We start from the raw sequence: 26,044 nt of genomic DNA on the forward strand, positions 1-26,044 counted from the left end.
TCGATCAGCCCCGGGTCAGCTTCTTGTAGGTGGCGCGGTGCGGACGCGCGGCGTCCGGTCCCAGCCGCTCGATCTTGTTCTTCTCGTACGACTCGAAGTTGCCCTCGAACCAGAACCACTTGGAGTCACCCTCGTAGGCGAGGATGTGGGTGGCGACCCGGTCGAGGAACCAGCGGTCGTGGGAGACGACGACGGCGCAGCCGGGGAACTCGAGCAGCGCGTTCTCCAGGCTGGAGAGCGTCTCCACGTCGAGGTCGTTGGTCGGCTCGTCGAGGAGCAGCAGGTTGCCGCCCTGCTTGAGGGTGAGCGCGAGGTTGAGGCGGTTGCGCTCACCGCCGGAGAGGATGCCGGCCGGCTTCTGCTGGTCCGGGCCCTTGAACCCGAAGGCGGACACGTACGCCCGGCTCGGCATCTCGACCTGGCCGACGTTGATGTAGTCGAGCCCGTCGGACACGACCTCCCACAGCGTCTTCTTCGGGTCGATGTTGGCGCGCCCCTGGTCGACGTACGAGATCTTGACGGTCTCGCCGACCTTGATGTCACCGGAGTCCGGCGTCTCCAGTCCCTGGATCATCTTGAACAGGGTGGTCTTGCCGGCGCCGTTCGGGCCGATGACACCGACGATGCCGTTACGCGGCAGCGTGAAGCTGAGGCCGTCGACGAGGACCTTCTCGCCGAAGGCCTTGTTCAGCTTCTCGACCTCGACGACGACGTTGCCCAGACGCGGGCCCGGCGGGATCTGGATCTCCTCGAAGTCCAGCTTCCGCATCTTGTCGGCCTCGGCGGCCATCTCCTCGTACCGCGCGAGACGGGCCTTGGACTTGGCCTGCCGCCCCTTGGCGTTCGACCGCACCCACTCCAGCTCTTCCTTGAGCCGCTTCTGCCGCTTGGCGTCCTTCTGGCCCTCGACCTTGAGACGGGTGGCCTTGGTCTCCAGGTACGTGGAGTAGTTGCCCTCGTACGGGTAGGCACGCCCGCGGTCGAGCTCCAGGATCCACTCGGCGACGTTGTCCAGGAAGTACCGGTCGTGGGTGATGGCCACGACGGTGCCGGCGTACTTGGCGAGATGCTGCTCCAGCCAGTTCACCGACTCGGCGTCGAGGTGGTTGGTGGGCTCGTCGAGGAGCAGCAGGTCGGGGGCTTCGAGCAGCAGCTTGCACAGCGCCACACGCCGCTTCTCACCACCGGAGAGCGTGGTGACCGGCCAGTCGCCCGGGGGGCACCCGAGCGCGTCCATGGCCTGCTCCAGCTGGGCGTCGAGGTCCCAGGCGTTGGCGTGGTCCAGGTCCTCCTGCAGCTTGCCCATCTCGTCGAGCAGCGCGTCGGAGTAGTCGGTGGCCATCAGCTCGGCGATCTCGTTGAACCGGTCGAGCTTGCCCTTGACCTCGGCGACACCCTCCTGGACGTTCTCCAGGACGTTCTTCTCCTCGTTGAGCTCGGGCTCCTGCATGAGGATGCCGACGCTGTACCCCGGCGAGATGTAGGCGTCGCCGTTGGACGGCTGCTCGATCCCCGCCATGATCTTCAGCACGGTCGACTTACCGGCGCCGTTCGGGCCGACGACGCCGATCTTGGCCCCCGGCAGGAAGTTCAGGGTGACGTCATCGAGAATCACCTTGTCGCCGTGCGCCTTGCGCGTCTTGCGCATGGTGTAAATGAACTCAGCCAAGAGAAACCGTCCGGCAGCTTGAAATCTGGCAGTGGGCAGATACACCCCATCTTGCCCGACGTCCAGCCTCGGGTGTTAACCCGTTTGGTCCGGGGCCTGTGACCTGGGGTTTCACCGGCGGTCACAGCGACCGGTCCGTCACTGCCGGTCGCTGTCGAGTGACCACGGGGAGCCTCGGACGGCCCGGGGGCGGTCCAGGGACGGCCCAGAGGTGATCACTGAGTGGAACCTCCCAGTGATCAGCACACGGGAAGGGGACCGGGGCTTGCCCTGGCACCGTCTCGCGTCTCCCTGCCGACCGGACAGGGGTGCACTTACTGATCGTTTCAGAATGACGTGCTTGGTCAGATGGTTGTGCGCTGCGAGGATGCGTTCTCGACTGAGCGGTCGAGGACGGGGGAACTTCGTGGCGCAGTGGCAGCTTCTGCAGGGGGACATCCTGCTCGGTGAGCTGAGTGAGTATGGCTGTGACCAGCCATTCTTCTTGGCGCGCTTCGTGCCGGGGCCGGGATGGGAGTGCGTGAGGCCGCTGTTCGAGGCTCTGGCGGCTCTCAGGGGTCCGGATCCAGATGGGTCTCGGACTGCTGCAGCGGTGAAGCCATTGCTCGACTTGGACCTCACGCTGGTTCCGGTCGGCGGCGGGCGGTCCTTGCTGCAGGTGTTCAAGGACTGCTGGCTGCGCATCGACGGGGCCGAGGCTCGCCTTCGTTACTGACCTGGGGAGCGGGGGCCTGAAGGCCTGTGCGCAGAGGGGAAGTTGTTCGTCGTGCCGATGAGCCAGTGGAAGGAAGACCACCGGCCGGATCGTCCAGGTAATGCGGGTACTGGCCTGGGTGACTGACACGGTGCAGGCCTCAAAACGCAGCAGGGCTCGGCGGGTTTTCGGCGCGGTCGTCGTGGAGCCAGGCCCAGACCTCGTCCGAGGTGTCCGCGGCGAGTGCGGGTGAGATGGTGCGGAGGGCGATGGCGACCCAGCTGTCTGCCTGGGGTGCGGAGTAGGCGTCGAAGGATGCCCGGAGTGCCGGCCACGGCATCCCGTCGGTGGGGTCCTCGGTCCGCTCTTCCTCATCGTCACCGGCAAGGACGAAGACCGCCGCGACGAGATGGTCACCCGGCTCGGCCGCGCGGCCGGCATCTGTCTCGAGGTCTGCGGCAAAGGCTTCGGCGCCGAAGCAACTTGGGTGGGGGCGCTGCCCTGGGCTGGTGTGTCTCTCGCCTGCGCTGAGGGTCCGTAGAAGTTCGCGCTCGTTCGCCGCTGTCCGTTCGCGGTGTCACCCAGTTGGACACTCGCTGAGACGGAGCCGTACGGGCCGGCTGCGTCTTGGGACGTCGGTGGTCAGGTCTGGGGGTCCACGGTGGTGTCCTCGTGACGATCGGAGATGGTGAACTCCATCCACTCGACGCCGGCGACGCTGAATCTTGCACCGGCGTTGACGGACGCGATGCCTTCGAACTCCTGGTGTGTGCCCGATTCGGGGTTGAGGAGACTCCACGGTGTGGCAATCGTCCAGGCCCACTGGAGAGTGGTCAGCAGTGCCTGCTCCGGGGTGGGGCGGACGAGAGGGGTCACGAGCCGCACCTCGGCAAGCTCCGGGAACTTCCAGTAACGCTCATGTCCCACGATCTCGACGGGGCACGGCAACAGTTTCTCGATGTGGCCGACCACTCGTCCGGCACCACGGCGGTCGGCTGCGTGTACGTAGCAGCGCCATCGGATCGTCTCGAACATGCAGGCACGATACGGCTCTTGGGTGGCCTGGGTACGTCTCGTCGAACCCGCTCTGCTCAGGTCTGGCGGTCCTTGCCGCCCGCGAACACGGCAGGTATGCGCCGCTCCGGCATTTCCACGCGTCGGGCCTCCTGGACGCCGGCGCTTTCGGCGGGCGGTTTCAGAGGCTGCAACGGCAGTAGAGGTGGTCGCCCGCCGTCCGTGCCCGGACGGCCAGGGCCGTGAACGTGCCGACGGTGTCCTTGGCGTCGAGGTAGTCGGCGAAGCCGGCCTCCTCGGTGTCGTACCACTGGGCCGCCACCATCGGGACGGCGTCCTCGGGGAGGTCGGCAAGGATGTCCCGCCAGCGGTCGGGGAGTTGCTGGAGGACCAGGCCCGTGGTCCAGGGGGAGTCGGGGTCGGTGGGCTCGCCCTGGGGGTAGGGCGGTTCGGGCCAGATCAGTGCCGGCGTGTCCGGCTGATCGGTGAAGGGTATGCCCTCGGCGTAGGCGACCAGTTTGCCCAGGACGATGTTCGGGTCCAGGCCCTTCGCGTCGATCCAGTCCGCGCCCGACTCCTCCAGCGGCGTGCCGCGCAGCCAGTCGCCGTCGGGCCCGACGGCCTGGTCGACCGCCGTGGTGTGGTCGGTTGCGCGGAAGTAGTCGTACAGCACGCCCATGTCGGTCTCCGTCGGTCGCCGGGTTCTGGGCTCAAGTAGAGCAGTCGGCACCGACACCGGGCTGTCCGCGGAACGCTTCGGTGCCGGCTTGCGTCGTCCCTCTCCGGGGCACGGTGGGCGTGTTCCGGAGAGGGGAGACCGGGTGCGTACGGGCGGCTTCGCCGGGTGGACGGTGCGGTTCGAGGACGAGCGTGCGCGCAGGCGTGCCCAGGGTGATCCGGACTGGGGGCGGGGCGCGACGCTGCATCCGGCGGTGTGGGCGAGCATCCAGCGCTTCCAGGTCGGCGAGGACGGTGACGGCGCCAACCTGATCGGCAAGGCGGACCAGGCCGGCGACGCCGACTACGGGGCGGCGGTCCGGCTCTTCGTCGCCGAGGAACAGAGCCACGCCCGGTTGCTGGCCCGGCTGCTGGCCGCGGGGGGCGTGCCGACGTTGAGCGGGCACTGGAGCGACGCGGTCTTCGTACGGCTGCGGCGTCTCATGGGCCTGCGCATGGAGCTGCTGGTGCTGATGATCGCGGAGGTCGTGGCACTGCGTTACTACCGGGCCCTGCGCGACGGCACCGACGACGCGCTCACCGCGGAGGTGGCGGGGCGGATCCTGTCCGACGAGGAGCGTCACGTACCGTTCCACTGCGAGCGGCTGCACTCCTCCCTGGCGGAGCTGCCGCCCGCCGCCCGCCGCCCGGTGATGGCCCTGTGGCGGCTTCTTCTGCTCGCCGTCTGCGTCGTCGTCGCCGCGGACCACGGAGCGGCGCTGCGCCGCCTCGGCACCGGGCGGCTGCGGTTCGTGCGCGATGTCATGGCCTCGTCCCACGGGGTGGTCTCCGCCGTGCTGGTGCCCGGCCCCAGCCTTGCGGGGGATTCCGCTGCTCCTTTCGACATGACAGCACTCGGGCGGGAGCGCAAGCTGGGAGGGTCGAAAGGTCGCTCATGACGCGGTCCATGCGGGCGCTCGTGGCCGGCAGGGCCGGTGAGCCGGGCGATGTGCTGCGGGTGGAGTCCCGGCCCGTTCCCACGGCGGGGGTGGGCCAGGCGCTGGTGCGTGTGGCGGCGACGCCGGTCCACGCCAGTGATCTGCACGTGCTGCGGGGGCGCTACGGCTTCTCCCCCGGGTTCCCCACGGTCGGCGGGTACATGGAGTGCGTGGGCCGTATCGAGGCCCTCGGTGCGGGCACCGAGGGGCTGAGGATCGGTGAGCGCGTGGTGTACGTCGCGATCCCGGCGGTGCCCGGACCGCAGGTCGACGGCACCTGGCAGGAACACCTCGTCGCCGATGCGCACCGGCTGCTGCCGGTCCCCGGGCGGCTGAGCGACTCCGACGCCTGCCAGCTCGCCGTCAACCCGTTGACCGCGCTGCTCCTGGTGACGCGCGAGCTCGACGTGCAGCCCGGTGAATGGCTGTTGCAGACGGCGGCGGGCTCCACCGTCGGCCGGCTCGTCGTCCAGCTGGCCGGGTATCTGGGCATTCGCACGATCAACGTGGTGCGGCGGCGCGCTGCCGTCGACGAGATCAGGGCGCTGGGTGGCGACGAGGTCGTCTGCACCGAGGACGAGGACCTGGTGCGGCGGGTGGCCGAGATCGCGGGACCGGCCGGTGTGCGCAAGGCCACCGACTGCGTCGCGGGCGACGTGGGTGCCCAGGTGTCCCGGGCACTGGCTCCGGGAGGAGTGACCATGGTCTACGGCGCGCTCTCCACGCATCGGCAGACCGACCCGGCGGCGCTGACCATCCCGGTGTCGGCGCGCTCGGTCATCTACGAGACCAAGGTGGTCCGCGGGTTCTGGCTGAACCGCTGGTTCGGCACCGCCTCGCCCGCGGAGGTGCTGGACGCGCTGTGCGAGGTGCGCAGCCTCGTCGTCGGTGGAGTGCTGAGCATCCCCCCGGGACGGCCGTTCCCGCTCGAACGCTTCGCAGAGGCCGTCTCGTTCGCCGAAGCGCCCGCCCACGGCGCCAAGCCGCTTCTCGTCTTCGAGGACGGCCGGGACGGAGAAACGGCCGCTTAGCGAATTCGCAGGGCCCTGTGCAGGAGGAGGGCGGCCACCGCGACCGCTCCGGCTGTTCCGACGGCCCCGACAGCCCCGACTTCGCCGGCCGAGCGGAAGGCCCGGGAGGAGCGCCAGGACAGGGTTGACCAGCGGGAGTTGGCGGAGAGGACGGAGCCTGTGCTCAGCCAGGACCCGGCCGAGACGAGGGACAGGGCGGAGCCGATCGAGCCTGCCGAGAGGGCGCTGCCGATCGACCCGACGGAGAGCACGGAGCCCACCGAGCCGATCGACAGCACCGAGTCGTGCGACCACAGGGACAGGACGGAGTCCGATGACGAACCGCGGGGCGCGGGTGAGTTGGTCATGACGTCATAGTGCCCGTCCGGGAGTCAGTCGGTCTGCTGGTTCTCCCGCTGACGGAGGATCACCAGGACCGCGCCGCCGATCACCACCAGGCCGATGGCCACGCCCGTGATGACGCCGGTCGCGGAGTCGCCGCCGGTCGCGGCCAGGTTGACGTCGGAGGCGGTGCCGCCCACCGAGGCCGGGCTGGGCTCGCTGAGGGTCTGGGTGGCGAGGCCGGCGTCGGCACCCTGGGTCTTGCAGTCGAGGACACCGGTGAAGCGGCGTTCGAGGCCGTTCGCGCCGGTGATCGTGAAGTCGTAGGCCTGGTCCTCCTGGAGCGGGACGGTCACCGTCCGCGAGCCGGCGGCGGGGATGGTGTACTCCGTGCTCACCAGCTCGAAGGTGAACGGCTTGTCCCCGGTGTTGGCCGCGGTGATGTCCAGGCCGCTCCGGGCGCAGTTCTTCTCGGCCGACAGGGCCGGTATCGCGCCCTGGGCCGCCCAGGTGGCGTTCGCGGTCGCGGCGACCGTGGACTCGCTGGAGCCGGCCAGGATCTGGGTCTGGCTGCGGCTCCCGGAGGTGAAGGCCCGGCCGACGGGGACGGTCGTCGACGCCTGGACCGTCAGCTCGGCGGAGGCTCCCCCGCTGCTGGACGCGTGGGTGGTGCCCCCAGCCGCGTCGTCGGGGACATTGAAGTACAGCTCGCTGCCGTCCTGGGCGGTGGTGACGGGCTTGCCCGCCTTGTCGGTGATCCGTACCCCGCTGAGGGTCGCGTCGGACGGCGGGACCACGGTGACCGTGCTCGCGTTGGTGTGGACCGTCACCGGGCCGAGCAGGCCGCCCGGCCGGCCGGACACGGCCGGCGGGGAGAGGGTCAGCGAGGCCGGCGGCTCGTTCTGGCCGCGGGCGTTCTTCTCCAGGTAGTCGGCGAGCTTCTCGGCCTGCGGGTCGACGGCGTCGACGTCCGCGCCGTCCGAGTAGCGCCAGATCGCCACCTGCGTGCCGGCCGCCGCGTCCTGCTCGGTGAGGCTGCCGGCACCGGCCTTGCGGGCCAGCGCGGCGAGGTCGTTGACCTGTGGGTAGGAGTTCTGCAGGATCCAGCGGATGTTGCCGGCGTTCCTGTTGGCGCCGAGCGAGGTGCCGCTCCACGCCGTCTCCTGGTACTTGGCGTCCCGCTGGGCGGGGTTGTGGAGGTCGACGCAGTACGTCTGGAGCGTGCCGCCGCCGTCCACGGACATCTCGAACAGGCCCGCGGCCACCTGTTCGTCGCCACTGTCGCCGTGGACCACGGCCTCGCCGTAGGTCTTCAGGCCGTTCATGGTCGCCGTGGCACCGCTCTGGCTCTGGGCGGTCCCGTCGTCGGCCGCGGCCGGGCCGGCGCCGGTCAGCGCGGCGGCGGCCACCAGCCCGGACACCAGGGCCGCGGCGGCGAGGCGGACCATGCCTCTCGCGGCCACGGCGGTGCCGTAGTGCCTGGTGGACGCGCGGGGCGCCGAGAGGCCAGAGAACGCAGCGAGCACAGAATTCCCCTTCGAGCAGGACCCGTTGGACGCGGGGGGTGGTCCCACCAGCAGAATCAGCGGCCCCAGGGGCCATGCCCGGCATCCTATGGATCAGCCGGACCCCCCTTTCCCGGTGGGATGGTCCGATGAGCGATCCGATCCGTAATCGTTATCGCGGAGGCGTGAACGGGCAGGGCCTGTCGACAAATCCACCAGGTCGCGGTGGTGGGCACTTCGGAGCGCATTTGCCGATAAGCCGTCAGGAGACGTCAAGAGGCGTCAATGGGTCTCAAGGGGCGTCAAGAGACGTCGAGATCACCAGGAGTCGCCACGGAACCCGCACACGGCTGTCGGTGGCTGCCGGTGACTGCCGCCGACTGCCCCTGGGCGTCGACGAGTGTCAACGGGCGGCCGGGCGGCCGCCGTTCGGGCGGGCTCGCGCCGACGGACCTTGACGTGGAGTCACTTCCTGCTCCGTCACGGCGCAGCGACCGCCGCCGCCACCGGTTCCGGTGGTGCTTGGGCGGGCGGGTCGGGGGACTCCGCCGGTGTCTCCCAGTCGGGCTCCGGGCGCGGTGGTGCCGGTGCCGTCGTGTCCGGCCTGCCGGTTCGCCGGAAGGCCGCGGTGCCGCGGGCGAGGTCGTGGCCGATCGCCACCGCGTCGATGTCGGCGGAGGCCCACTGCTGGCCCTCCCGGGTCTCGGAACGCACCTTGAGCCGTCCCTGCACGACGACCGGGTCGCCGACCGTCAGCGAGGTCGCCGCGTTGGTGGCGAGCTGCCGGTTGGCCCACACCGTGAAGAAGTTGGTGTGGCCGTCCGTCCAGGCGTTCTTCTCGCGGTCCCAGTAACGCGCGGTCACCGCCAGCCGGAACCGGGCCGACGGACCTGCCGCCAGCTCCCGGAACACCGGCTGCGTCGCCACGTTGCCCACCGCGCAGACCATCGTCTCGTTCATCACGAACCCCTCCCTCGCCCGGCCGCCGCGGCCGGGCGGATCCGCGTACGGGCCGTCCCGTACGGCTGTGTCCACCGCGGCGACCACGCACCCGGATGCCGGTCGCGGTCGCCGTGGGTCCAGACTGCCGCCGTCGGCGCGGGCCCGCCGAGCGCTGTGGACCACCGCCGGCCTGTGGAAAACCCCACCACCCGGACGAGTGACCCTGTCCCCGCGGACAAGTGACCCCGTCCCCGCGGACGGAGCCTCGGCCAGGCCCGAACCCCGGCTGCGGCCCCGCCCCGCTCCGCTGCCTCACCCGACTCCGGCGCCCGTCCGGGCCACCCTCGCGTACTGCTCCCGCACCTCCTGGTACCGCAGCAGCTCCGCCGCCACCGGATCCAGTACCCGGGCCCGTCCGCAGCCGGCCGCCGCCTCGCGGAGCCGGCGTTCCGCGTCCAGGCCGTACCGGCGGGCCGGACCGCGGGCGGCCATCCGGCAGCCCCACTCGACCAGCGGGCCGCCGATGATCCCGGAGACCATCAGCAGCACCGGAACGCCCAGGTTGGGCGCCGTCACCCCGGCGATCTGCCCGATCAGCCACAGTCCGCCGACCACCTGGAGGAGCGTCATCGCGGCCTGGGCGAGCACCGCCACCGGCCACCAGCCCGGCCGCGGCGGCCGCCCCGGCGGCAGCCCGGCCCGCGCGGCCAGGTCGTCGAGCGCCTCCGGAAGGCCCTGCGCGCCGCGTACGGCCGCCTCCCGCACCGCCTGCGCCCAGGGTGCGGGCAGTCCGGCCGAGGCCCGCTCGGAGACCGTGCGCACCGCCTGCTCGACGCGCTGCCGCGCGGTGGCCTCCACCTCCGGCTGGGCCTTCTGCAGGCGCCCGGTGGGCGGCTCGCCGCGCTTCTGGTGCCAGCGCCACAGCCGGAGCCAGGGCGTGCCGCAGGCCCGGTTGGCGTTGCGCCGCCAGGCCCGCTCGGCGGCCTCGCCCGCTGCGGTGGCACCGACCGCGTCCGCGAGCCGCCCGGCGAACTCGTCGCGCGCCTCCTCGGTGAGCCCGGCGCGCCTGCCGGTGGCGTAGACGGGCCGCAGCCGGGCCGCGGCGGCGTCCACGTCGGCGGCGACCCGGCGGGCCGCCGCGCCCCGCTCGGACACGAACTGGCCGAGCACCTCGCGCAGTTCGCCGACACCGTCGCCGGTGAGCGCGGACAGCGCGAGCACGGTCGCGCCCGGATCGCCGTACTCGCCGAGGGCGATGCCGTCGTCGTCGAGCAGCCGGCGCAGGTCGTCCAGTACCTGGTCGGTGGCCTCGCCGGGCAGCCGGTCGGTCTGGTTGAGGACGATGAACATGACCTCGGCGTGGCCGGCCATGGGCCGCAGGTAGCGCTCGTGGAGGACGGCGTCGGCGTACTTCTCGGGGTCGACGACCCAGACCACCGCGTCGACGAGTTTCAGGATCCGGTCGACCTGTGCGCGGTGCTGGACGGCGGCCGAGTCGTGGTCGGGCAGGTCGATCAGGACCAGCCCGCGCAGCTGTGCGTCCGCCTCCGGGTTGTGCACGGGACGGCGGCGCAGCCGGCCCGGGATGCCGAGCCGGTCGATGAGGGCGGCGCTGCCGTCGCTCCAGCTGCACGCGATGGGCGCGGCGGTGGTGGGCCGGCGCACCCCGGTCTCCGAGATGGCGACTCCGGCGAGCGCGTTGAACAGCTGGGACTTGCCGCTGCCGGTGGCGCCCGCGAGGGCGACGACGGTGTGCTGGCCGGAGAGCCGGCGCCGGGTGGCCGCCTCGTCCAGGACCCGGCCGGCCTCGCCGAGGGTGTTGCTGTCGAGGCGGGTGCGGGAGAGGCCGACGAGTTCGCGCAGGGCGTCGAGGCGGGAGCGCAGCGGGCCGTCGTAGGCGAGCGGGGCGGGGGCCGGGGCTCCCGGGCCGCGGGTCTCCACGACGGGGACGGCGGCCTTGGCGGTCTCGGTGACCCGGCGGGCGATGAGGCCGTCGTCCCAGACGTCGTCGGCGGCGGGATCGTCCTCGGCGGAGGACGGGCGGTCGCCGCCGGCGGGCGGACGGTCGTCGGCCGGCTCCCGCTGCTCCCGCACGCGTGCGTGCGGGACGCTCTCGGCGGCAGGATCGGCGGCCTCGGTCGCCTCGGGGGCCTGCGCGGCTCCGGGAGTCGCGGCATTTTCGGGAGCTTCGGCGGCGCCCTTGTGCTCCGTACGCTCCTTGTGCCCCACCTGCTCCTTGTGCCCCGCTTGCTCCTTGTGCTCCGCCTGCTCCTTCGGTTCCCTGAGGTCCTTCCCGGCCTCGTCCCGGTGCCGGTCGCCGTCCGGCGCACGGCCCCGTACCGGCTCCCGTACCGGCTCCCGTACGGACTCCCGTGCTGACTCCCCTACGGCGTCCGGCGCGGTGTCCGACGCGGCCGGTCCGGGCTCGAAGTCGCTGGCGTAGTCACCGGTGAAGTCACTGGTGTGATCCATGCGTTCCATGTGATCCGTGTGGTCGTGGTCAGTGACGGCGGTCACCGGTCACCTCTCCTTCTGCAGGACGGACAGGGCGGCGATGAGCTCGGCCTGGGGCTCGGGGTGCACGTCGAGGGCGTCGAGCGGGGCGATGCGGCGCTCGCGTTCGGCGTGCAGGACGCGGTCCACGTGCTCGGAGAGCAGCCGTCCCGCGCGGTCGCGCAGCCGCAGCGCGCCGTGGGCACCGATGCGTTCGGCGAGCCGCTCCCCCGCGGGCTTGGTGCGCCGGCCGCCGAGCAGCGCGGTGGCGACCAGGGCGGCGACGACCTCGGAGTCCGGGGCGACGCTGCGGTCGAGCTCGCGCACCTCGTCCTCGGCATACTCCTCCAGCTCGCGCCGCCAGCGCCGGACGGCGAGGCCGATGCGGTGCTCGGCGCTCTCCAGGGACGGGTCGCGGTCGGTGAGTCCGGGGGCGGCGGAGGCCGGCTCGCGGCGCCAGGCGTCGTCGACACGTTCGTCGGCGGCGGTGACGGAGCAGAGCAGCAGGGCGGCGAGGCTCTCCACCAGAGCGTCCAGAAGCTCCTCGGCGGAGCAGTCGAGGGGGTAGGCGCGCCAGCGCTTGAGGGCGTCGCCTGCGAGGACGGCTCCGGCCTGGAGGCGTCCTCGCACGCGCGCGTGCTCGCTGTCGTAGGCCGTGTCGACGGCGGAGGTCAGGCGCAGCGCCGCGGCGTACTGGGCGGCGGCGGCACCGGCCAGCTCGGGCATGCGGGCCCTGAGGGAGTCGAGGAGGCCGTGGGCGGTGCGGGCCAGGGTGTGGCTGCGGGCGCCGGGGTCCTGTGCCTGGTGGAGGAGCCAGGCGCGCAGCGGGGCGACCGCGGTGGCCGGGAGCAGGCCGCCGCCCCAGGCCGACTCGGGCAGCTCGGGCACGGTGAACCGGGGTACGTCACCGAGTCCGGCCTTGGTGAGGAGCGCTCCGTACTGCCGGGAGACCTCCGAGACGACCGTGTGCGGGACCCGGTCGAGGACGGTCACCAGGGTGGCGTCGTACTCCTTGGCGGTGCGCAACAGGTGCCAGGGGACGGCGTCGGCGTAGCGGGCCGCCGTGGTCACCATCACCCAGATGTCGGCGGCGCAGATGAGTTCCGCGGCGAGCACGCGGTTGTCGACGACCAGGGAGTCGATGTCGGGGGCGTCGAGCAGCGCGAGGCCGCGCGGGATGCTGTCGGCGGTCTCCACGCGCAGCACGCGCGCGGAGTTCTCGCCGGGGATGAAGGGGTCGTCGCTGGGCTCCTGGTGCGGTACCCACTCCCGGGTGAGGTCGGGCAGCACGCGCATGCCGCTGAACCAGTGATGGTCCTCCGGATGACAGACCAGGACCGGGGTGCGGGTGGTCGGCCGCAGCACGCCCGCCTCGCTGACCCGGCGGCCCACCAGTGAGTTGACGAGGGTTGACTTCCCGGCGCCCGTGGATCCGCCCACCACGGCCAGAAGCGGCGCATCGGGCTCTCTGAGGCGGGGCACCAGATAGTCGTCGAGCTGTGCGAGCAGTTCGTCGCGGTTGGCACGCGCGCGTGGAGCCCCCGCCAGGGGCAGCGGGAAGCGTGCGGCAGCGACACGGTCGCGCAGGGCGGAAAGTGTGTCGAGCAGCTGAGGCCGTACGTCCAAGGTCACCACATGCGAAGAATGCCCAATTTTAGGGGAATTCTGAAGCATATAGACATGTCTGCGTGCCGACAGGACACAACGGGCGGAAGGGGCGACTGGGACGGAGGCACAGTCCAGGCATAACGAGTGCACAACACCCGGTGCGTCGGGCGCCAAAAGCGATGCACGATTCGTACCTGCCTGCGATTATCAGGACCGCTTCACCGAACCTCCACATTGAGCCACGGAGGCGAAGCAACAGGGACACGGATCGGGGAGTTCTATCCTTGTCCCCGGCAACGTCACGGACCCGCCCCCACCAGGGCGGTGCGTACGAGGCCAGCACAGCCGGCCCCCGTAGCTCAGTGGATAGAGCAGGCGCCTTCTAAGCGCTTGGCCGCAGGTTCGAGTCCTGCCGGGGGCGCTGCGAGCTACCTGACCTGCATGTACGGGTCGGATGGATCATCGAGGACGGCGTGGCTCACCCACCGGACCCGGCCAGGTGAGGCGCCTGTCGGACCGCACCTTGCCCAGTCCGGACACCGGGGAGCCCCCCGTGTCGAAGTTGGCCGGGAAGAGCCCTCCGCCGGGGACTCTCTCCGCCGACTTCATCTACGACGTACTGAAGGCGACCGGCAACGGGCACCCCGGGTGCGGGAGTTCGAGAAGCCGAGGGACCACGCAGGCGTGCGGTACCTGGCAGAGGGACTCCGTCGGCACCGATGCCACGGCGTCTTCCACGGCCCGTCTCTGCATCATGGGGTTACCGGGTCATTTCTTCGGCTCCTGCTCCTTCTTCCTCTCCCACACAACGGAAGACAAGGCCATGACTCCCCACCCTCCGAGAGCCTGCACCGCAAACCCGATATCCAGCATCGGGTAGCCCTTGACCGGAGAGACGACCAGGGCGAGGACCGAGCCTGCCGCGAATCCCATGGCCCACATACCGGCGAACCGGGGAGCAAACAGCATGACGAGCATGACGGCCACCAGGATGGCGAGCCCTGCATTCACTCCGTCCGCCCATGAGTGAGGTCTGACCCCACTGTCGACGGACATTCCGAACGGCACAGCCGCACCCCACAGAAATACCAACCACACGCGAACATCACTCCAGCGGCCGTGATCCCGAGCGCACGTGAGTATGGCAGGGCACCACTCAACTGCACGGCAACGGGCCGGAATTGCCCCCGCGCGGGTCGCGGTCGCGGGTCACAGGTCGGCGGTCGGGTCCGGGAAGCCCGGCGGGCCGGTCTCGGTCAGTTCGGCCCAGACCGTCTTGTCGTGCCGGGCGTGGCGGGTTCCCCAGCGGGCGGCGAGCCGGGCGACCAGCAGCAGGCCGCGGCCGCCCTCGTCGAAGGTGCGGGCGCTACGCAGGTGCGGGACGGTGCCGCCGGCGTCGGAGACCTCGCACAGGACGGCACGGGCAGGACCCGCGCCGGGCCGGTCGGGGGTCAGGGGGCGGATCAGGCGCAGCCGCACGGGCGGCCTGCCGTAGCGGATGGCGTTGGTGACGAGCTCGCTGACCACCAGTTCGGCGGCGAAGGAGAGGTCCGCCAGGCCCCAGGCGGCGAGCTGCCGTGCGACGCCCGCGCGGGCCGGGGCGACGGCCGCCGGGTCCGGTTCCAGGTCCCAGACCGCGACCCGGTCCGCGCCGAGGGCGTGGGGGCGGGCCAGCAGCAGCGCGACGTCGTCGTCCGGCCGATAGGTGGGCAGCAGGGCCTGGAGCACCGTGTCGCAGGCGGACTCCAGGGAGGCGGCGGGCCGGGCGAGGACCTCCCGCAGGGTGGCGAGGCCCGCCTCCACGTCGTGGTCGTGGCCTTCGAGCAGGCCGTCGGTGTACAGGGCGAGCAGGCTGCCCTCGGGCAGGTCCGCCTCCACCGCCTCGAACGGCAGCCCGCCCAGGCCCAGCGGCGGACCCGGCGGCAGGTCGAGGAGACCGGCGGCGCCGTCGCGGTGCACCACGGTGGGCAGCACATGGCCGGCGCGGGCCAGGCTGCAGCGGCCGGCGACGGGGTCGTAGACGGCGTACAGGCAGGTGGCGGCGATGTCCCCGGCCGGCACCCCGCCCGGATCCAGGCCGAGGCCGGGGCAGGGGCCGGAGTCGAGGGCGGGGCGGGGGCCGGAGCCGGACTCCGGGACGGGGTCCGGATCCGGGTCGGCGGCGGCCTCCGCGGAGAGCCGGATGACGACGTCGTCCAGGTGGGTCAGCAGTTCGTCGGGCGGCAGGTCGATGTCGGCGAGGGTGCGGACGGCGGTGCGCAGCCGGCCCATCGTGGCCGCCGCGTGGATGCCGTGGCCGACGACGTCCCCGACCACCAGGGCGACCCGGGCCCCGGACAGCGGGATCACGTCGTACCAGTCGCCGCCCACCCCGGCCCGGCCGCCGGCCGGCAGGTAGCGGCAGGCGACCTCGGCGGCGGACTGCTCGGCGGTGCGCCGCGGCAGCAGGCTGCGCTGCAGGGTGAGCGCGGTGGCCCGGGCGTGGGTGTAGCGGCAGGCGTTGTCGACGGCGACGGCGGCACGGGCCGCGATCTCCTGGGCGAGGAGGAGGTCCTGGTCGTCGAAGCGGGCAGGATGGCGGCGCCGGGAGAACCGGGCGACGCCGAGGGTGGTGCCGCGGGCGGTCAGCGGCACCACCAGCGTGGCGAGGTCCGCCGCGGTGTGCCGGACGGGCCGTCCGGTGGCCAGGGCGCGGGCCGCCGGTGAACCGTCCGGGCAGCTGTGCGGCTCCGGCACCTTGACCGCCGGTTCCGCGCCGTCGCCCGCCGCGTACGTCCCCTGGGCGACCCGGCGCAGCAGGAACCGCTCCGCCGCCCGGGAGTCGTCGCCGCGCACCACGGAGTCGAGCAGGTCGACGGTGACGAGGTCGGCGAAGTCCTCGGTGGCGAGGTCGGCCAGCTCCTGGGTGGTGCGGACGATGTCCAGGGCGGTCCCGACCCGCAGGCCGGCCTCGTTGACCAGGGACAGCCGCCACTGCAGCCGCCGGTCCCGTTCCTCCTGGAAGGCGAGGACGCCCTGCTCGCCGATGCGGTCGACGTACCGGGTGGACACGGCGAGCAGCCGGCGGGCGACCGCGTCGACCAGGCCGGGGTCGTCCGTCAGCCGAGGCAGCTCGGCGAGGAGGCCGTCGAGGACGACGCCCTCCCCGAGGCGGTGCGCCCGCAGCATGGCGGTCACGGGGATGCCGCGCCGGGCCAGCCGGCGGGCGCGGTCCACGTGGTCCGGCGGCGGCTCCAGGCTCCTCGGGTCGAGGCCCGCCTCCAGGCCGCCCAGCACGCCCGCGACGTGGTCGGCGATGTTCTCTGAGGTCATCCGGGCGAGCTCCGGATCCTCCCACAGCTCGGGGACCTCGGCACGCAGGCACCGGGCGACGTCCCTGATCAGCTCGTCCGCCCGCGGGGCGAGTTCGCGCGCGGCCCGGGAGACGAGCCCGTCGGCGGTGCCGTCCACACACTCGACGGTACGCCCCGAGGGCGGCCGCTACGCGACGGCGCACATCCCACGACGCACTCCCCCGGCGCGCGTCCCCCGGCGCACGCCATGGCCGGCACGGCGGCGGGCTGCGGCCGGGCCGGTGCTACGCCGACCGCTCCCGGGCCGGTGCTACGCGGACCGCGACCGGCGTGCGGCGCCCAGCCGGGCGTAGTGGCCGAGAAGGTCCGGCGCGTCCACGGCGGCCGGGTCGGCGGCCTCGGCCACCGGGGCGCCCTGGAGCAGGCGCTTGACCGGGACCTCCAGTTTCTTGCCGGTACGGGTGTGCGGGACGCCCGGCACCTCGATGATCTCGTCGGGGACGTGGCGGGGCGAGGCGCCGGAGCGGACGGCGGCCCGGATCCGGTCGCGGAGGGCGTCGTCCAGGGCCGCCCCGGCCGCGAGGACCACGAACAGCGGCATCCAGTAGCCGCCGTCCGGCTCCTCCACGCCGACGACCAGGGCCTCGGCGATCTCCGGGAGGCGTTCGACGACGTCGTGGATGTCGGCGCTGCCCAGCCGTACCCCGTTCCGGTTGAGCGTGGAGTCGGAGCGGCCGTGCACGATCACCGAGCCGTGTCCGGTGACCGTGATCCAGTCGCCGTGCCGCCACACGCCCTCGTACACCGAGAAGTAGGCGTCGCGGTAGCGGGTGCCGTCCGGGTCGTTCCAGAAGTACGGCGGCATCGACGGCATGGACCGGGTGACCACCAGCTCGCCCACCCGGTCCACGACCGGGGAGCCCCCGGTGTCGTAGGCGGCGAGCGCCACGCCGAGGTGCGGTGCTGACAGCTCTCCCGCCCAGACGGGTGTGCTGGGCGCGCTGCCGGCGAAACCGGAGACCACGTCGGTGCCGCCGCTGACGGAGGCCAGCAGGACCCGCTCGCCCACGTGGTCGCGGACCCAGGGGTAGGCGGAGGCGGGCAGGGCGGAGCCGGTGCAGCCGACCACGCGGACCGCGGAGAGGTCGTGCGCGGACGGGTCGATGCCGAACTTGGCCATGCCCAGCAGGTACTGCGGGCTGGTGCCGAAGACGGTCACCCGGTGCCGGGCGGCCAGCTCCCACAGGGTGTCCGGCTTGGCGAGGGGCGCCGGACTGCCGTCGTAGGTGAAGGTGGTGGCGCCGGTGAGCAGGGCGGAGACGACCAGGTTCCACATCATCCAGTGGGTGGTGGTGTACCAGAGGAGGCGGTCGCCGGGGCCGAGGTCGGAGTGCAGTCCGAGGGTCTTGAGGTGTTCGAGCAGGACACCGCCGTGGCCGTGCACGATGCCCTTCGGCAGTCCGGTCGTGCCCGAGGAGAAGACGACCCACAGCGGGTGGTCGAACGGGACCGGGGTGCAGACGAGTTCCTCGGTGCGGGTGGCCGCGTCCTCCCAGGGGACCACCAGCGAGGGGTACGGCCGGGCGGGCCACGGCAGGCCCGCGTGGTCGACCAGCAGGGTGGCCTTCAGCGTGGGCAGGGCGGCGGCGAGTTCGAGGACGGCGTCGCGGCGGTCGTGGGTGGCGCCGTTGAAGAGGTAGCCCTCGGCGGCGACCAGGACGGCCGGTTCGAGCTGGCCGAAGCGGGCGGCGGCGGCCCGCGGCGCGTAGTCCTGCCCGCACACCGACCACACCGCGCCGAGGCTCGCGGCGGCGAGGAACGCGACGATCGCGTGCGGGGTGTTGGGGAGGTAGCCGACGACCCGGTCGCCCGGTCCGACGCCGAGGTCGCGCAGGGTGGCGGCGACGGAGGCGACCTGGGCGCGCAGCCGGTCCCCGGTCACCTCGTACCCGGAGCCGGTCTCGTCGAGGGCGAGGACCGCGGGCCGGTCGGCCGGGAGGGCGCGCAGCGCGTGGTGGGCGTAGTTGAGGGTGGCGCCGGTGAACCAGCGGGCGCCGGGCATCCGGTCCTCCGCGAGCACCCGCCGGTACGGGGTGTCCGCGTCGATGCCGAAGTACTCCCAGACCGCGGCCCAGAAGCCGTCCAGGTCGGTGACCGACCAGCGGTGCAGGGCGGCGTAGTCGGCGCCGTCCCGGCCGTTGCGGCGGGCGAAGTCCATGATGCGGCTGTCCGCGACGGCCTGCGGGTCGGGGACGGCGAACGGGGCCGGACTGGGGTGGGAGGCCGGGCGGTTCATGGCGTGGTGCTCCTCGGCAGGGGGTTGTTCACAGCGGGGTTCACAGTGGGGTTCTCGGCGGAGTTCTCGACAGGGTTCCCTGCGGGTTCTCGACAGGGTTCCCTGCGGGGTTCTCGACAGGGTTCCCGGCGAGGCTCCCGACCGGGTTCCCGGCGAGGCTCTCGGCGGGGTTCCCGGCGAGAGCCTCGGCGGGGTTCCCGGGCGGGCGGGGGCTGCGCGTGGTGTGCAGCAGGGATGCCCAGGCCGCGGTGCCGAGAGTGCGGTCCTGCCGCAGCTCCCCGTTGACGCTCAACCGCAGCCGCAGGTCGAGGAGGTGCGCGAAGTCCTCGGGCTCCAGGAGGGCGAGGTGGGGCCCGGTGGGCGTGAAGGTGGGATACGACTTGCTCTCGTAGAACTGCGTCCTGGTGAGCTGCACGTCCCGGGCGCTGACGTCGTCGGTGACGACGAGTCCGGCGACGTACGACGGCAGGTCCGGCTCCCCGACCACGGTGCCGACGGGCAGCGGGGCGCCCATGACCAGGCCGAGTTCGACCTCGTAGTCGAGGAGGGCGACGTGCGCGGGCCGGACGATCGCGTCGGCGGGGCCGCTGACCGAGCCGGACGCCTTGCGGAAGAAGGCGGGCGGGATGTCGCCGGTGAAGCCCGAGTCGCGGGCGTGACTGCGGTAGTTGACCATCTGGGCGACCACCCGGCAGGGGGTGGTGACCGGCGAGAGCGCGGCCAGGTCGGCGACGGGCGTGCCCTGCTTGCCCGAGGCGGCCGCCTCCTTCACGGCGGCGCGGTCGGCGATCAGCTCGGCGGTGGTGGCGGCCTCGGTGCGGACCGGGACGGCGCGTTCGCCGCGGACGGCCCACCAGCCGTCGGCGGTGCGCAGGACGTTGGTGCTCATTCGGTGGCTCTCTGTGAAGGGGCTCGCGGTGCGGGGGCTCGCTGTGAGGGGGTCCGCGGTGCGGGGCCCACGCGGTGCAGGGGCTCGCCGTGCGGGGGGGGGGCTCGCTGTGCGGGGCTCAGGACTTCGCGGCCCTGAGCAGGCCGAGCAGGCGGGCGGGGTCCAGTTCGTTGTCGCCGCGCAGGGCCTGGACGACCTCGCGGACCCGCCGTGGGGAGGGGCTCGCGCCGAGGAAGTCGCGGGTGGCGGGCGGCCCCCACTGGGCGAGGCCGCTGGTGGACATCGCGGCCCAGCCGGGTTCGACGTCGCCGGCGAACAGGTCGCCGTCGGCGAAGTGCTCCAGCATGAGGCGGTCCGGGTCCCGCCAGTAGTCGAAGAGCTGGCTGCCCTGGATGTGCCGGCCGATGCCCCAGCTCCGCCGGTAGCCGCGCTCCCTGAGGTACTCGCCGCCGGCCGCGATGGAGTCCAGGTCGGTCACCTGGTAGGCGGAGTGGACGTACCCGGTGCCGGGCCCCAGGTGCACGGCGAGGGTGTGGTGGTCGGCCGGCGTGCCGCCCAGGTCGCAGCGGACGAACGCCATGACCGGGCCCCGCTCGCGCTGCCCGTCCAGGAACAGGAAGTCGGACACGATCATGCCGAGGGTGTCCAGGTACCAGTCCAGGGCCTGCCCGAAGACCCGGGTCTCCAGCACCACGTGACCGAGCCGCTGGATACGGGACGGCTCGCGGGGCGGGCGCTGGGCGGCGTTCGTACGGCGGTGACCGGTACCGGAGTTGAGCACCAGCGGCCGCTGTCCGGGGAGCGCCGGCAGCCGCTCGCCGCAGTGCACGACCCGCACCGGGAAGCCGGACGGGTCGAGCAGGCTCACGGCCCTTCCGCCGCCCGGCACGTCCGCGTCCCGGACCTCCGTGCCCGTCGCGCGGGCCAGCCGGTCCAGGTCGGAGCGCTCGGCCGCCCGGAAGACCGGTCCCGTGAAGCGGCCGGTGCGCCCCTTGCGGATCACCATGCACGGCGCGCCGGCGAAGGTGCCGCGCAGCCACAGCTCGCCGTCGGTGCGGGCGGCGACGGCGAACCCGAAGTCGCGGGCGAAGACCTCGGCCCGGTCCAGGTCCGGCTTCTCGAACTCCAGCCAGGCCAGGTCCGCCACCTTGATCACGGGGTTCCGGGACCGGCCCGGATGCTCGCCGCGCAGGGCGCCCTGCTCGCTGTGGAGGTCCTGGTGGGCCGTCCTGGCGGTTTCAGACATGGTGCCCTCCGAGCGACATCGCCGTAATGAGGAAATCATCAAGTATGAGATTTTCCTCGTCAAGGCTTCACCGAGAGGCAACTGATGGATTCATCAGAAATGTGGCCGACATCGCCCCGCAGCTAGACTCGGGCGCATGCCTACGTCAGCCCCGCCCGCCAACCGGTTCGAACGACGCCGCGCCGAGACCCGTCAGGCGCTGGTGCGCGCGGCCCGCCGCATCCTGGCCGAGACCGGCGACACCGGCGCCAGCATCCAGGCGATCGCCGAGCAGGCCGACGTCGGCTTCGGCTCCTTCTACAACCACTTCGGCTCCAAGGCGGAGCTGTTCGAGGCGGCCGTGGTGGACGCCCTGGAGGAGTTCGGCCAGGCCTTCGACGAGCGGCTGGCGGGGATCGACGACCCGGCGGAGCTGGTCGCGGCGGGTTTCCGGCTCAGCGCCCGGATGGCGGACTCGCACCCGGAGCTGATGCAGGTCCTGCGCCGCCGCGGCCTCGGCCACATCCACGCCGAGAACGGCCTGACCAGGCGGGCACTGCGGGACGTCGAGGCGGGCACGGCCGCCGGCCGCTTCACCGCCGTCGATCCGGCGGTGGCCCTGTGCGCCCTCGGCGGCAGCCTGCTGTCCCTGGTGGAGCTGCGGTTCGCCCGCCCCGAGGCGGACGGCGACGAGGCCGCGGCGAGCCTCGCCGAGATGGTGCTGCGCATGCTGGGCGTACCGCCGGACGACGCCCGCGAGGTGGCCCGGCGCCCGCTGCCCGGTCTCGGCTGACCGCCGGGGCCTGGTGTTCTGAGTCGGGAATTCGGTTCAGAACACTAGGACAGGCTGCCCTGGTCGCAGACCCGGCGGGCGACCTCGCGGAGCTTGACGTTGTTCTCCTGCGAGTAGCGGCGCAGCACGTCGAAGGCCTGCTCCTCGGTGAGGCGGTGGCTGCCCATGAGGATGCCCATGGCCTCGCCGATCAGGTGGCGGGTCGCGACGGCCTGCTCCAGCTGGGCCTGGGTGCGGGCGCTGGAGAAGGCGACCGCCGCGTGTGAGGCCAGCAGCCAGCCGGCCAGCTCACCGGCCTCGGTGAAGGCACCGGGCCGGCGGGAGTAGATGTTCAGCGCGCCGAGCTCCTCGTCCTCGGTGTACAGCAGGAACCCCATCATGCTGCCGACGCCGAGCCGGTGGATCTCCGGGCCGAAGGCGGGCCAGGACGGCTGCTCCCGGGTGAGGTCCCGGATCCGGAACACCCGCTCCCCCGCCCTGGTGCGGGCGGCGTCGAAGCAGGGCCCCTCGCCCAGCCGCTCCTGCAACCGGTCGCTGTCGACGACCAGTTGCTCGGTGGGCGCGAGCGTGCGCACCTTGCCGCCGTGCAGCACCAGGATGCCGGCCGCGTCACAGCCCTCCACCAGCTCCACGGCCGAGGCGGTGATCCGGCCGAGGGTGGCGTCGACCGACTCCTGCGCCAGCAGATCCCGCGCCATCGCCGCGAGTTGCTGCGCGAACCGGGCCCAGTCCGCCACGCCCACCACCTCCCGGTCGGTTGCGCCGAAGCCGCGCCCTCAGCATGCCACGCCCACCGGACCGGACCTACGAGGCACCCGCGGCGCGGGAGCGCACGGTTCAGGCCCCGGCGGGATCCGCCGTCCCGGCCGCGGCGGCGATCTCGGCGGCGACCTCGTCGACCACCGTGCGGGCCCGGTGCTCCGGGACGCCGGCCGCGATGAGCGTGGCGACGGCCGTGCGGGCGCCGTCGTCCTCGAACGTCTTGCCGTTGACCTCTTCCAGCAGGGCGATCGCCATGCCCTCCAGGGCGGCGGCGAGCACCGCGGGCGGGAGGTGGAGGTGGAAGACGCCGTCCCGCTGGCCGCGTTCCACGACGGCCGTGGCCCGCAGCCGGGCGGGCCGGAGGATCCCGGTGACGCGTTCCGCGCCCAGGTCCCGGTGGGCGAGGGCCAGCAGCATCCGGTAGCGGTCGCCCACCGGCCACATCGACAGGGAGAAGCGCGCCAGCGCCCGGTCGGCCGGCTCCGCGGGCTCCGCTCCCCGTGCCACGGCGGCCTGGAGCGTCTCGGCGGCCTCCTCGGCCAGCGCCTCCAGGAGCGCGGCCCGCCCGGGGAAGTGCCCGAAGAGCGTGCGCCGTACGACACCGGAGGCGCGGGCCAGCTCCTCCAGGGTGATGTCGGGGTTCCGGCCGAGTTCCTGGCGGGCGGTGGCCAGGATCCGCGCCCGGTTGGACCGTGCGTTGCGACGCTGTGGCACGCGGCCGACGGGCTGGGACACGGACTACCTCGATGAAGACCGGACGGACGACGGGCGCCCTCATTCTGACACGGGCCCTCCGGGACGCTGGACAACGTTGTCAGGAGGCGGGTGCGCCTGATGTCACCGGTGGCCGTGCCGTCGTCCCACCGGTGGCATCAGGCGCACCCGGGGGCTCAGGTCCGGTCGACCAGTTCGCTCAGGGTCGCGGCCAGTTCGCCCACCGACTGCTCGCGCAGCAGGTGGTGGGCCGGCACCGGGATGTTCAGGGCCGACTCCAGGGTGCGCTGGAGGGTCAGCGCGGTGAGGGAGTCGATGCCCTGGGTGTAGAGGGGGCGGTTGCGGGCGATGCGGTGGGCCGGGGGGATGTCCAGGTGCTGGGCGAGGTTGCGGCAGAGGAACGTCTCGAACGCCTGCCTGCGGTCGTCGCCGGAGGTGTCGCGCAGGGCGCCCAGGTTCAGCGCGGTCGTCGGTGTGCCTGACACGGTCTCATCGTCCTTCCGGGTGGCGTGGTCGTGGCTGGGAACTGCGCAGATCGCGGGGGTCGGGGCCGGGACGCGGTCCGGCGCCGTCCGACCACACCAGCCGGAACCGCCAGCGGTGCAGCCGCCAGCCGTCCGGGGTGCGGACGGCCTCGCCCTCGCTGTAGCCGCCGATGTCGAAGCGGCCGTCCGGGTCCGGGCCGTCCTCGTGGTGGACGTGGGACGCGACGAGGTGGACGCGGATCCGGGCGGTGTCCCCCGTCACCCGGATGCCGTAGTTGGCGGCCAGGTGGTGGGTGCGGGCGAACCGGGACTTGCGGTCGTGGTGGAAGGCGGCGGCCCGCTCGCGGCCCTCGACGGTGCCGACCGGGAACTCCAGGCGGCAGTCCGGGGTGAAGACGGTGGCCGGCCAGGCGGGGTCGAAGCCGTGGTCGTCCTGGGTGTCGAGCAGGGTGATGTAGCGGTCGACCAGCTCGGCGACCGCCGCGCGGTCGGCGAGGGCGCCGAACTCGGCGCGCAGGGCGTCGAGTTCGGAGCGGAGGGCGGTGACCGCGTCGGTGCGGTCGAGGGACGGGGAGGTCATGGGGTGCGGGGCTCCGATTCGGTCGGGGATGCGATCGCGGGGGGGTGGCGGGTCGGGACGCGGGCAGCGGCCCAGGCCGGAAACCCGGGGCGCGCCCCGCGCGGAAACCTGGGCAGCACCCCGCACGGAAACCGGGCAACGCCCCGCGCGGGAAACCGGACGGCGATCCGCGCGGAACCCGGGCAACGCCCCGCGCGGAAACCCGGACGGCGATCCGCGCGGAAACCGGGCAGCGGGCCGGTCACGCCGCACGGCCGCCGGTGAGGCGCCAGCCGCGGGGGTCGCGGTGGGTGGCGAGGCGTTCCGGGCGGCGCCAGCCGGCCACCGGGCGGGGCTCCAGGGGACCGGGGGCCACCGCGGCCAGGGCGGCGGCGCGGGCGAGCAGGACGGTGGTGAGGGCGGCGAGCTCGGCGGGGCTCGCCTGCCCCTTCACGACCCTGATGACCAGGGCGTCCGCCGCGCCGTCGAAGCTCTCCGGCGCGCTCACTGCGGCGGGTTGCCGTGCTTGCGGCACGGCAGGTCGGCCTGCTTGCTGCGCAGCATCGCGAGGGCGCGGACGAGGGTGGAGCGGGTCTCGCGCGGGTCGATGACGTCGTCGATCAGGCCGCGCTCGGCCGCGTAGTAGGGGTGCATCAGCTCCGCCTGGTACTCCTTGATCTTCTGCGCGCGGGTGGACTCGGGGTCGTCCGCGGCCGCGATCTCCCGGCGGAAGATGACGTTCGCCGCGCCCTCGGCGCCCATCACGGCGATCTCGTTGGACGGCCAGGCGAGGGCGAGGTCGGTGCCGATGGACCGGGAGTCCATGACGATGTACGCGCCGCCGTACGCCTTGCGCAGCACCAGGGAGATCCGCGGCACGGTGGCGTTGCAGTACGCGTAGAGCAGTTTGGCGCCGCGCCGGATGATGCCGTTGTGCTCCTGGTCCACGCCGGGCAGGAAGCCGGGGACGTCGATCAGGGTGACCAGCGGGATGTTGAAGGCGTCGCAGAACTGCACGAACCGCGCCGCCTTTTCGCTGGCGTCGATGTCCAGGACCCCGGCGAACGAGGCCGGCTGGCTGGCGACGAGGCCGACGACCTCGCCGTCCAGCCGGGACAGCGCGCACACCACGTTGGTGGCCCAGCCGGGCTGGATCTCGAAGTAGTCGCCGTCGTCGACGATCTCCTCGATGACGGTCCGGATGTCGTAGACCTGCCCGGGGTCGTCCGGGACCAGCTCCACCACCCGGTCGGTACGGCGGTCGGCCGGGTCGGTGGTCGCCGAACGGGGCGGCAGGTCACGGTTGTTGGACGGCAGCAGCGACAGCAGGTGCCGTACGTCCGCCATGCAGCCGCGCACGTCGTCGTAGGCGAAGTGGGCCACGCCGGAGGCGCCCGCGTGGACGTCGGCGCCGCCGAGGTCGTTCTGGGTGATCTCCTCGCCGGTCACCGCCTTCACCACGTCAGGTCCGGTGATGAACATCTGGGAGATGTCGCGGACCATGAAGACGAAGTCGGTCAGGGCGGGCGAGTAGGCGGCGCCGCCCGCGCACGGGCCGAGCATCACGCTGATCTGCGGGATCACCCCGGAGGCGCGGGTGTTGCGCTGGAAGATGCCGCCGTAGCCGGCGAGGGCGGAGACGCCCTCCTGGATGCGGGCGCCGGCGCCGTCGTTCAGCGACACCAGCGGGGCCCCGGCCGCCATGGCCATGTCCATGATCTTGTGGATCTTCTGGGCGTGGGCCTCGCCGAGGGCGCCGCCGAAGATGCGGAAGTCGTGCGCGTAGACGAAGACGGTACGCCCGTGGACGGTGCCCCAGCCGGTGATCACCCCGTCGGTGTACGGCCGCTTCTTCTCCAGGCCGAAGCCGGTGGCACGGTGCCGACGGAGCATCTCGACCTCGTTGAACGACCCCTCGTCGAGCAGGAGTTCGATACGTTCGTACGCGGTGAGCTTGCCCTTGGCGTGCTGACGCTCGGTGGCGAGGGGGTCCCCGTGCCGGGCGGCCTCCTTCATCAGGCCGAGTTCCTCGATGCGCTCGGCGGCGGTCCACTGACCGCGGTGCTCACGGTCGTGCAGGCTCGGACGGCCTACCT

At 72.8% G+C, this 26,044-nt stretch carries 23 protein-coding genes, 1 tRNA gene and 2 pseudogenes; 6 read left to right on the forward strand and 20 right to left on the reverse strand.

The features are described 5' to 3' along the window. Window positions 1-4: 4 nt before the first annotated feature. A complete protein-coding gene (gene ettA, locus ACIQVL_RS06855; RefSeq protein WP_403427522.1) occupies window positions 5-1,669 on the reverse strand; it encodes an energy-dependent translational throttle protein EttA in 1,665 nt (554 codons plus the stop codon). A gap of 406 nt (window positions 1,670-2,075) precedes the next feature. Here ettA and ACIQVL_RS06860 point away from each other — a divergent pair, with 406 nt between their 5' ends. Further along, window positions 2,076-2,384, forward strand: coding sequence for a hypothetical protein (locus tag ACIQVL_RS06860; protein WP_403474626.1), 309 nt, complete (start codon window positions 2,076-2,078; stop codon window positions 2,382-2,384). 12 nt (window positions 2,385-2,396) lie between these two features. Here ACIQVL_RS06860 and ACIQVL_RS06865 read toward each other — a convergent pair. Beyond that, window positions 2,397-2,703: pseudogene (locus ACIQVL_RS06865) on the reverse strand (hypothetical protein); the annotation flags it as partial. Window positions 2,704-2,727: 24 nt separating this feature from the next. On the opposite strand from ACIQVL_RS06865, the pseudogene ACIQVL_RS06870 reads away from it, so the two are divergent. Continuing rightward, window positions 2,728-2,841 (forward strand): annotated as a pseudogene (locus ACIQVL_RS06870) (conjugal transfer protein TraS); the annotation flags it as partial. Between the two features lie 164 nt (window positions 2,842-3,005). On the opposite strand, the gene ACIQVL_RS06875 reads toward ACIQVL_RS06870, so the two are convergent. Beyond that, on the reverse strand, window positions 3,006-3,398 hold the full coding sequence (locus ACIQVL_RS06875) for a hypothetical protein (RefSeq protein ID WP_403474627.1): 393 nt from the start codon (window positions 3,396-3,398) through the stop codon (window positions 3,006-3,008). A gap of 160 nt (window positions 3,399-3,558) precedes the next feature. Next, window positions 3,559-4,056: a hypothetical protein gene (locus tag ACIQVL_RS06880; protein WP_403474628.1), complete on the reverse strand. Its 498-nt coding sequence runs from the start codon at window positions 4,054-4,056 to the stop codon at window positions 3,559-3,561. A gap of 142 nt (window positions 4,057-4,198) precedes the next feature. Between ACIQVL_RS06880 and ACIQVL_RS06885 the strand changes: the two genes are divergently transcribed. Then, window positions 4,199-4,993, forward strand: a complete 795-nt coding sequence (locus ACIQVL_RS06885; protein WP_403474629.1) for a ferritin-like domain-containing protein — start codon at window positions 4,199-4,201, stop codon at window positions 4,991-4,993. Next, window positions 4,990-6,063, forward strand: coding sequence for a zinc-dependent alcohol dehydrogenase family protein (locus ACIQVL_RS06890; RefSeq protein WP_403474630.1), 1,074 nt, complete (start codon window positions 4,990-4,992; stop codon window positions 6,061-6,063). The genes ACIQVL_RS06885 and ACIQVL_RS06890 overlap by 4 nt, the downstream gene beginning before the upstream one ends. Here the strand turns inward: ACIQVL_RS06890 and ACIQVL_RS06895 are convergent. The 5 genes from ACIQVL_RS06895 to ACIQVL_RS06915 form a co-directional block, all read right to left on the reverse strand. Beyond that, the gene (locus tag ACIQVL_RS06895; protein ID WP_403474631.1) at window positions 6,060-6,410 is read right to left on the reverse strand and encodes a hypothetical protein; all 351 of its coding nucleotides are present in this window, start codon (window positions 6,408-6,410) and stop codon (window positions 6,060-6,062) included. The two genes, ACIQVL_RS06890 and ACIQVL_RS06895, sit on opposite strands and share 4 nt — an antisense overlap. 24 nt (window positions 6,411-6,434) lie before the next feature. Continuing rightward, window positions 6,435-7,910 carry a Cys-Gln thioester bond-forming surface protein gene (locus tag ACIQVL_RS06900; protein WP_403474632.1) on the reverse strand — a complete coding sequence of 492 codons (1,476 nt, stop codon included), beginning with the start codon at window positions 7,908-7,910 and terminating at the stop codon, window positions 6,435-6,437. A gap of 459 nt (window positions 7,911-8,369) precedes the next feature. Next, a complete protein-coding gene (locus ACIQVL_RS06905; protein ID WP_403427508.1) occupies window positions 8,370-8,849 on the reverse strand; it encodes a single-stranded DNA-binding protein in 480 nt (159 codons plus the stop codon). A gap of 294 nt (window positions 8,850-9,143) precedes the next feature. Continuing rightward, the gene (locus ACIQVL_RS06910; protein ID WP_403474633.1) at window positions 9,144-11,348 is read right to left on the reverse strand and encodes a GTPase; all 2,205 of its coding nucleotides are present in this window, start codon (window positions 11,346-11,348) and stop codon (window positions 9,144-9,146) included. Between the two features lie 3 nt (window positions 11,349-11,351). Continuing rightward, window positions 11,352-12,959 (reverse strand): dynamin family protein, encoded by a 1,608-nt coding sequence (locus ACIQVL_RS06915; protein ID WP_403427507.1) that lies wholly within the window; start codon window positions 12,957-12,959, stop codon window positions 11,352-11,354. A 321-nt stretch (window positions 12,960-13,280) separates the two neighbouring features. Between ACIQVL_RS06915 and ACIQVL_RS06920 the strand changes: the two genes are divergently transcribed. Then, window positions 13,281-13,353 (forward strand) — tRNA-Arg (locus ACIQVL_RS06920). Between the two features lie 347 nt (window positions 13,354-13,700). On the opposite strand, the gene ACIQVL_RS06925 is transcribed toward ACIQVL_RS06920, so the two are convergent. From ACIQVL_RS06925 to ACIQVL_RS06945, 5 genes are all read right to left on the reverse strand, one after another. Continuing rightward, entirely contained in the window at window positions 13,701-13,910 is a 210-nt protein-coding gene (locus ACIQVL_RS06925) for a hypothetical protein (RefSeq protein WP_403427505.1), read from the reverse strand. A 231-nt stretch (window positions 13,911-14,141) separates the two neighbouring features. Next, entirely contained in the window at window positions 14,142-16,382 is a 2,241-nt protein-coding gene (locus tag ACIQVL_RS06930; RefSeq protein WP_403474634.1) for a SpoIIE family protein phosphatase, read from the reverse strand. A 153-nt stretch (window positions 16,383-16,535) separates the two neighbouring features. After that, window positions 16,536-18,521: an acetoacetate--CoA ligase gene (locus ACIQVL_RS06935; RefSeq protein WP_403474635.1), complete on the reverse strand. Its 1,986-nt coding sequence runs from the start codon at window positions 18,519-18,521 to the stop codon at window positions 16,536-16,538. 40 nt (window positions 18,522-18,561) lie between these two features. Next, window positions 18,562-19,410, reverse strand: coding sequence for a fumarylacetoacetate hydrolase family protein (locus ACIQVL_RS06940; RefSeq protein WP_403474636.1), 849 nt, complete (start codon window positions 19,408-19,410; stop codon window positions 18,562-18,564). 118 nt (window positions 19,411-19,528) lie between these two features. Beyond that, window positions 19,529-20,656 carry a VOC family protein gene (locus ACIQVL_RS06945; RefSeq protein WP_403474637.1) on the reverse strand — a complete coding sequence of 376 codons (1,128 nt, stop codon included), beginning with the start codon at window positions 20,654-20,656 and terminating at the stop codon, window positions 19,529-19,531. 136 nt (window positions 20,657-20,792) lie between these two features. Between ACIQVL_RS06945 and ACIQVL_RS06950 the strand changes: the two genes are divergently transcribed. Next, window positions 20,793-21,428: a TetR/AcrR family transcriptional regulator gene (locus tag ACIQVL_RS06950; protein ID WP_403427495.1), complete on the forward strand. Its 636-nt coding sequence runs from the start codon at window positions 20,793-20,795 to the stop codon at window positions 21,426-21,428. 44 nt (window positions 21,429-21,472) lie between these two features. On the opposite strand, the gene ACIQVL_RS06955 is transcribed toward ACIQVL_RS06950, so the two are convergent. From ACIQVL_RS06955 to ACIQVL_RS06980, 6 genes are all read right to left on the reverse strand, one after another. After that, entirely contained in the window at window positions 21,473-22,165 is a 693-nt protein-coding gene (locus ACIQVL_RS06955; protein WP_403474638.1) for a GAF and ANTAR domain-containing protein, read from the reverse strand. Window positions 22,166-22,265: 100 nt separating this feature from the next. Then, window positions 22,266-22,925, reverse strand: coding sequence for a TetR/AcrR family transcriptional regulator (locus ACIQVL_RS06960; protein WP_403427491.1), 660 nt, complete (start codon window positions 22,923-22,925; stop codon window positions 22,266-22,268). Between the two features lie 155 nt (window positions 22,926-23,080). Further along, a complete protein-coding gene (locus tag ACIQVL_RS06965) occupies window positions 23,081-23,389 on the reverse strand; it encodes an acyl carrier protein (RefSeq protein WP_351500880.1) in 309 nt (102 codons plus the stop codon). Between the two features lie 4 nt (window positions 23,390-23,393). Next, on the reverse strand, window positions 23,394-23,969 hold the full coding sequence (locus tag ACIQVL_RS06970) for a nuclear transport factor 2 family protein (protein ID WP_403474639.1): 576 nt from the start codon (window positions 23,967-23,969) through the stop codon (window positions 23,394-23,396). 241 nt (window positions 23,970-24,210) lie between these two features. Beyond that, window positions 24,211-24,456, reverse strand: coding sequence for an acyl-CoA carboxylase epsilon subunit (locus ACIQVL_RS06975; RefSeq protein WP_403474640.1), 246 nt, complete (start codon window positions 24,454-24,456; stop codon window positions 24,211-24,213). Continuing rightward, window positions 24,453-25,964, reverse strand: a complete 1,512-nt coding sequence (locus tag ACIQVL_RS06980) for an acyl-CoA carboxylase subunit beta (RefSeq protein WP_403428156.1) — start codon at window positions 25,962-25,964, stop codon at window positions 24,453-24,455. The genes ACIQVL_RS06975 and ACIQVL_RS06980 overlap by 4 nt, the downstream gene beginning before the upstream one ends. Window positions 25,965-26,044 lie beyond the last annotated feature (80 nt).

The organism is Streptomyces sp. NPDC090499 (assembly GCF_044769305.1).
In the GTDB taxonomy this organism is placed as follows: domain Bacteria; phylum Actinomycetota; class Actinomycetes; order Streptomycetales; family Streptomycetaceae; genus Streptomyces.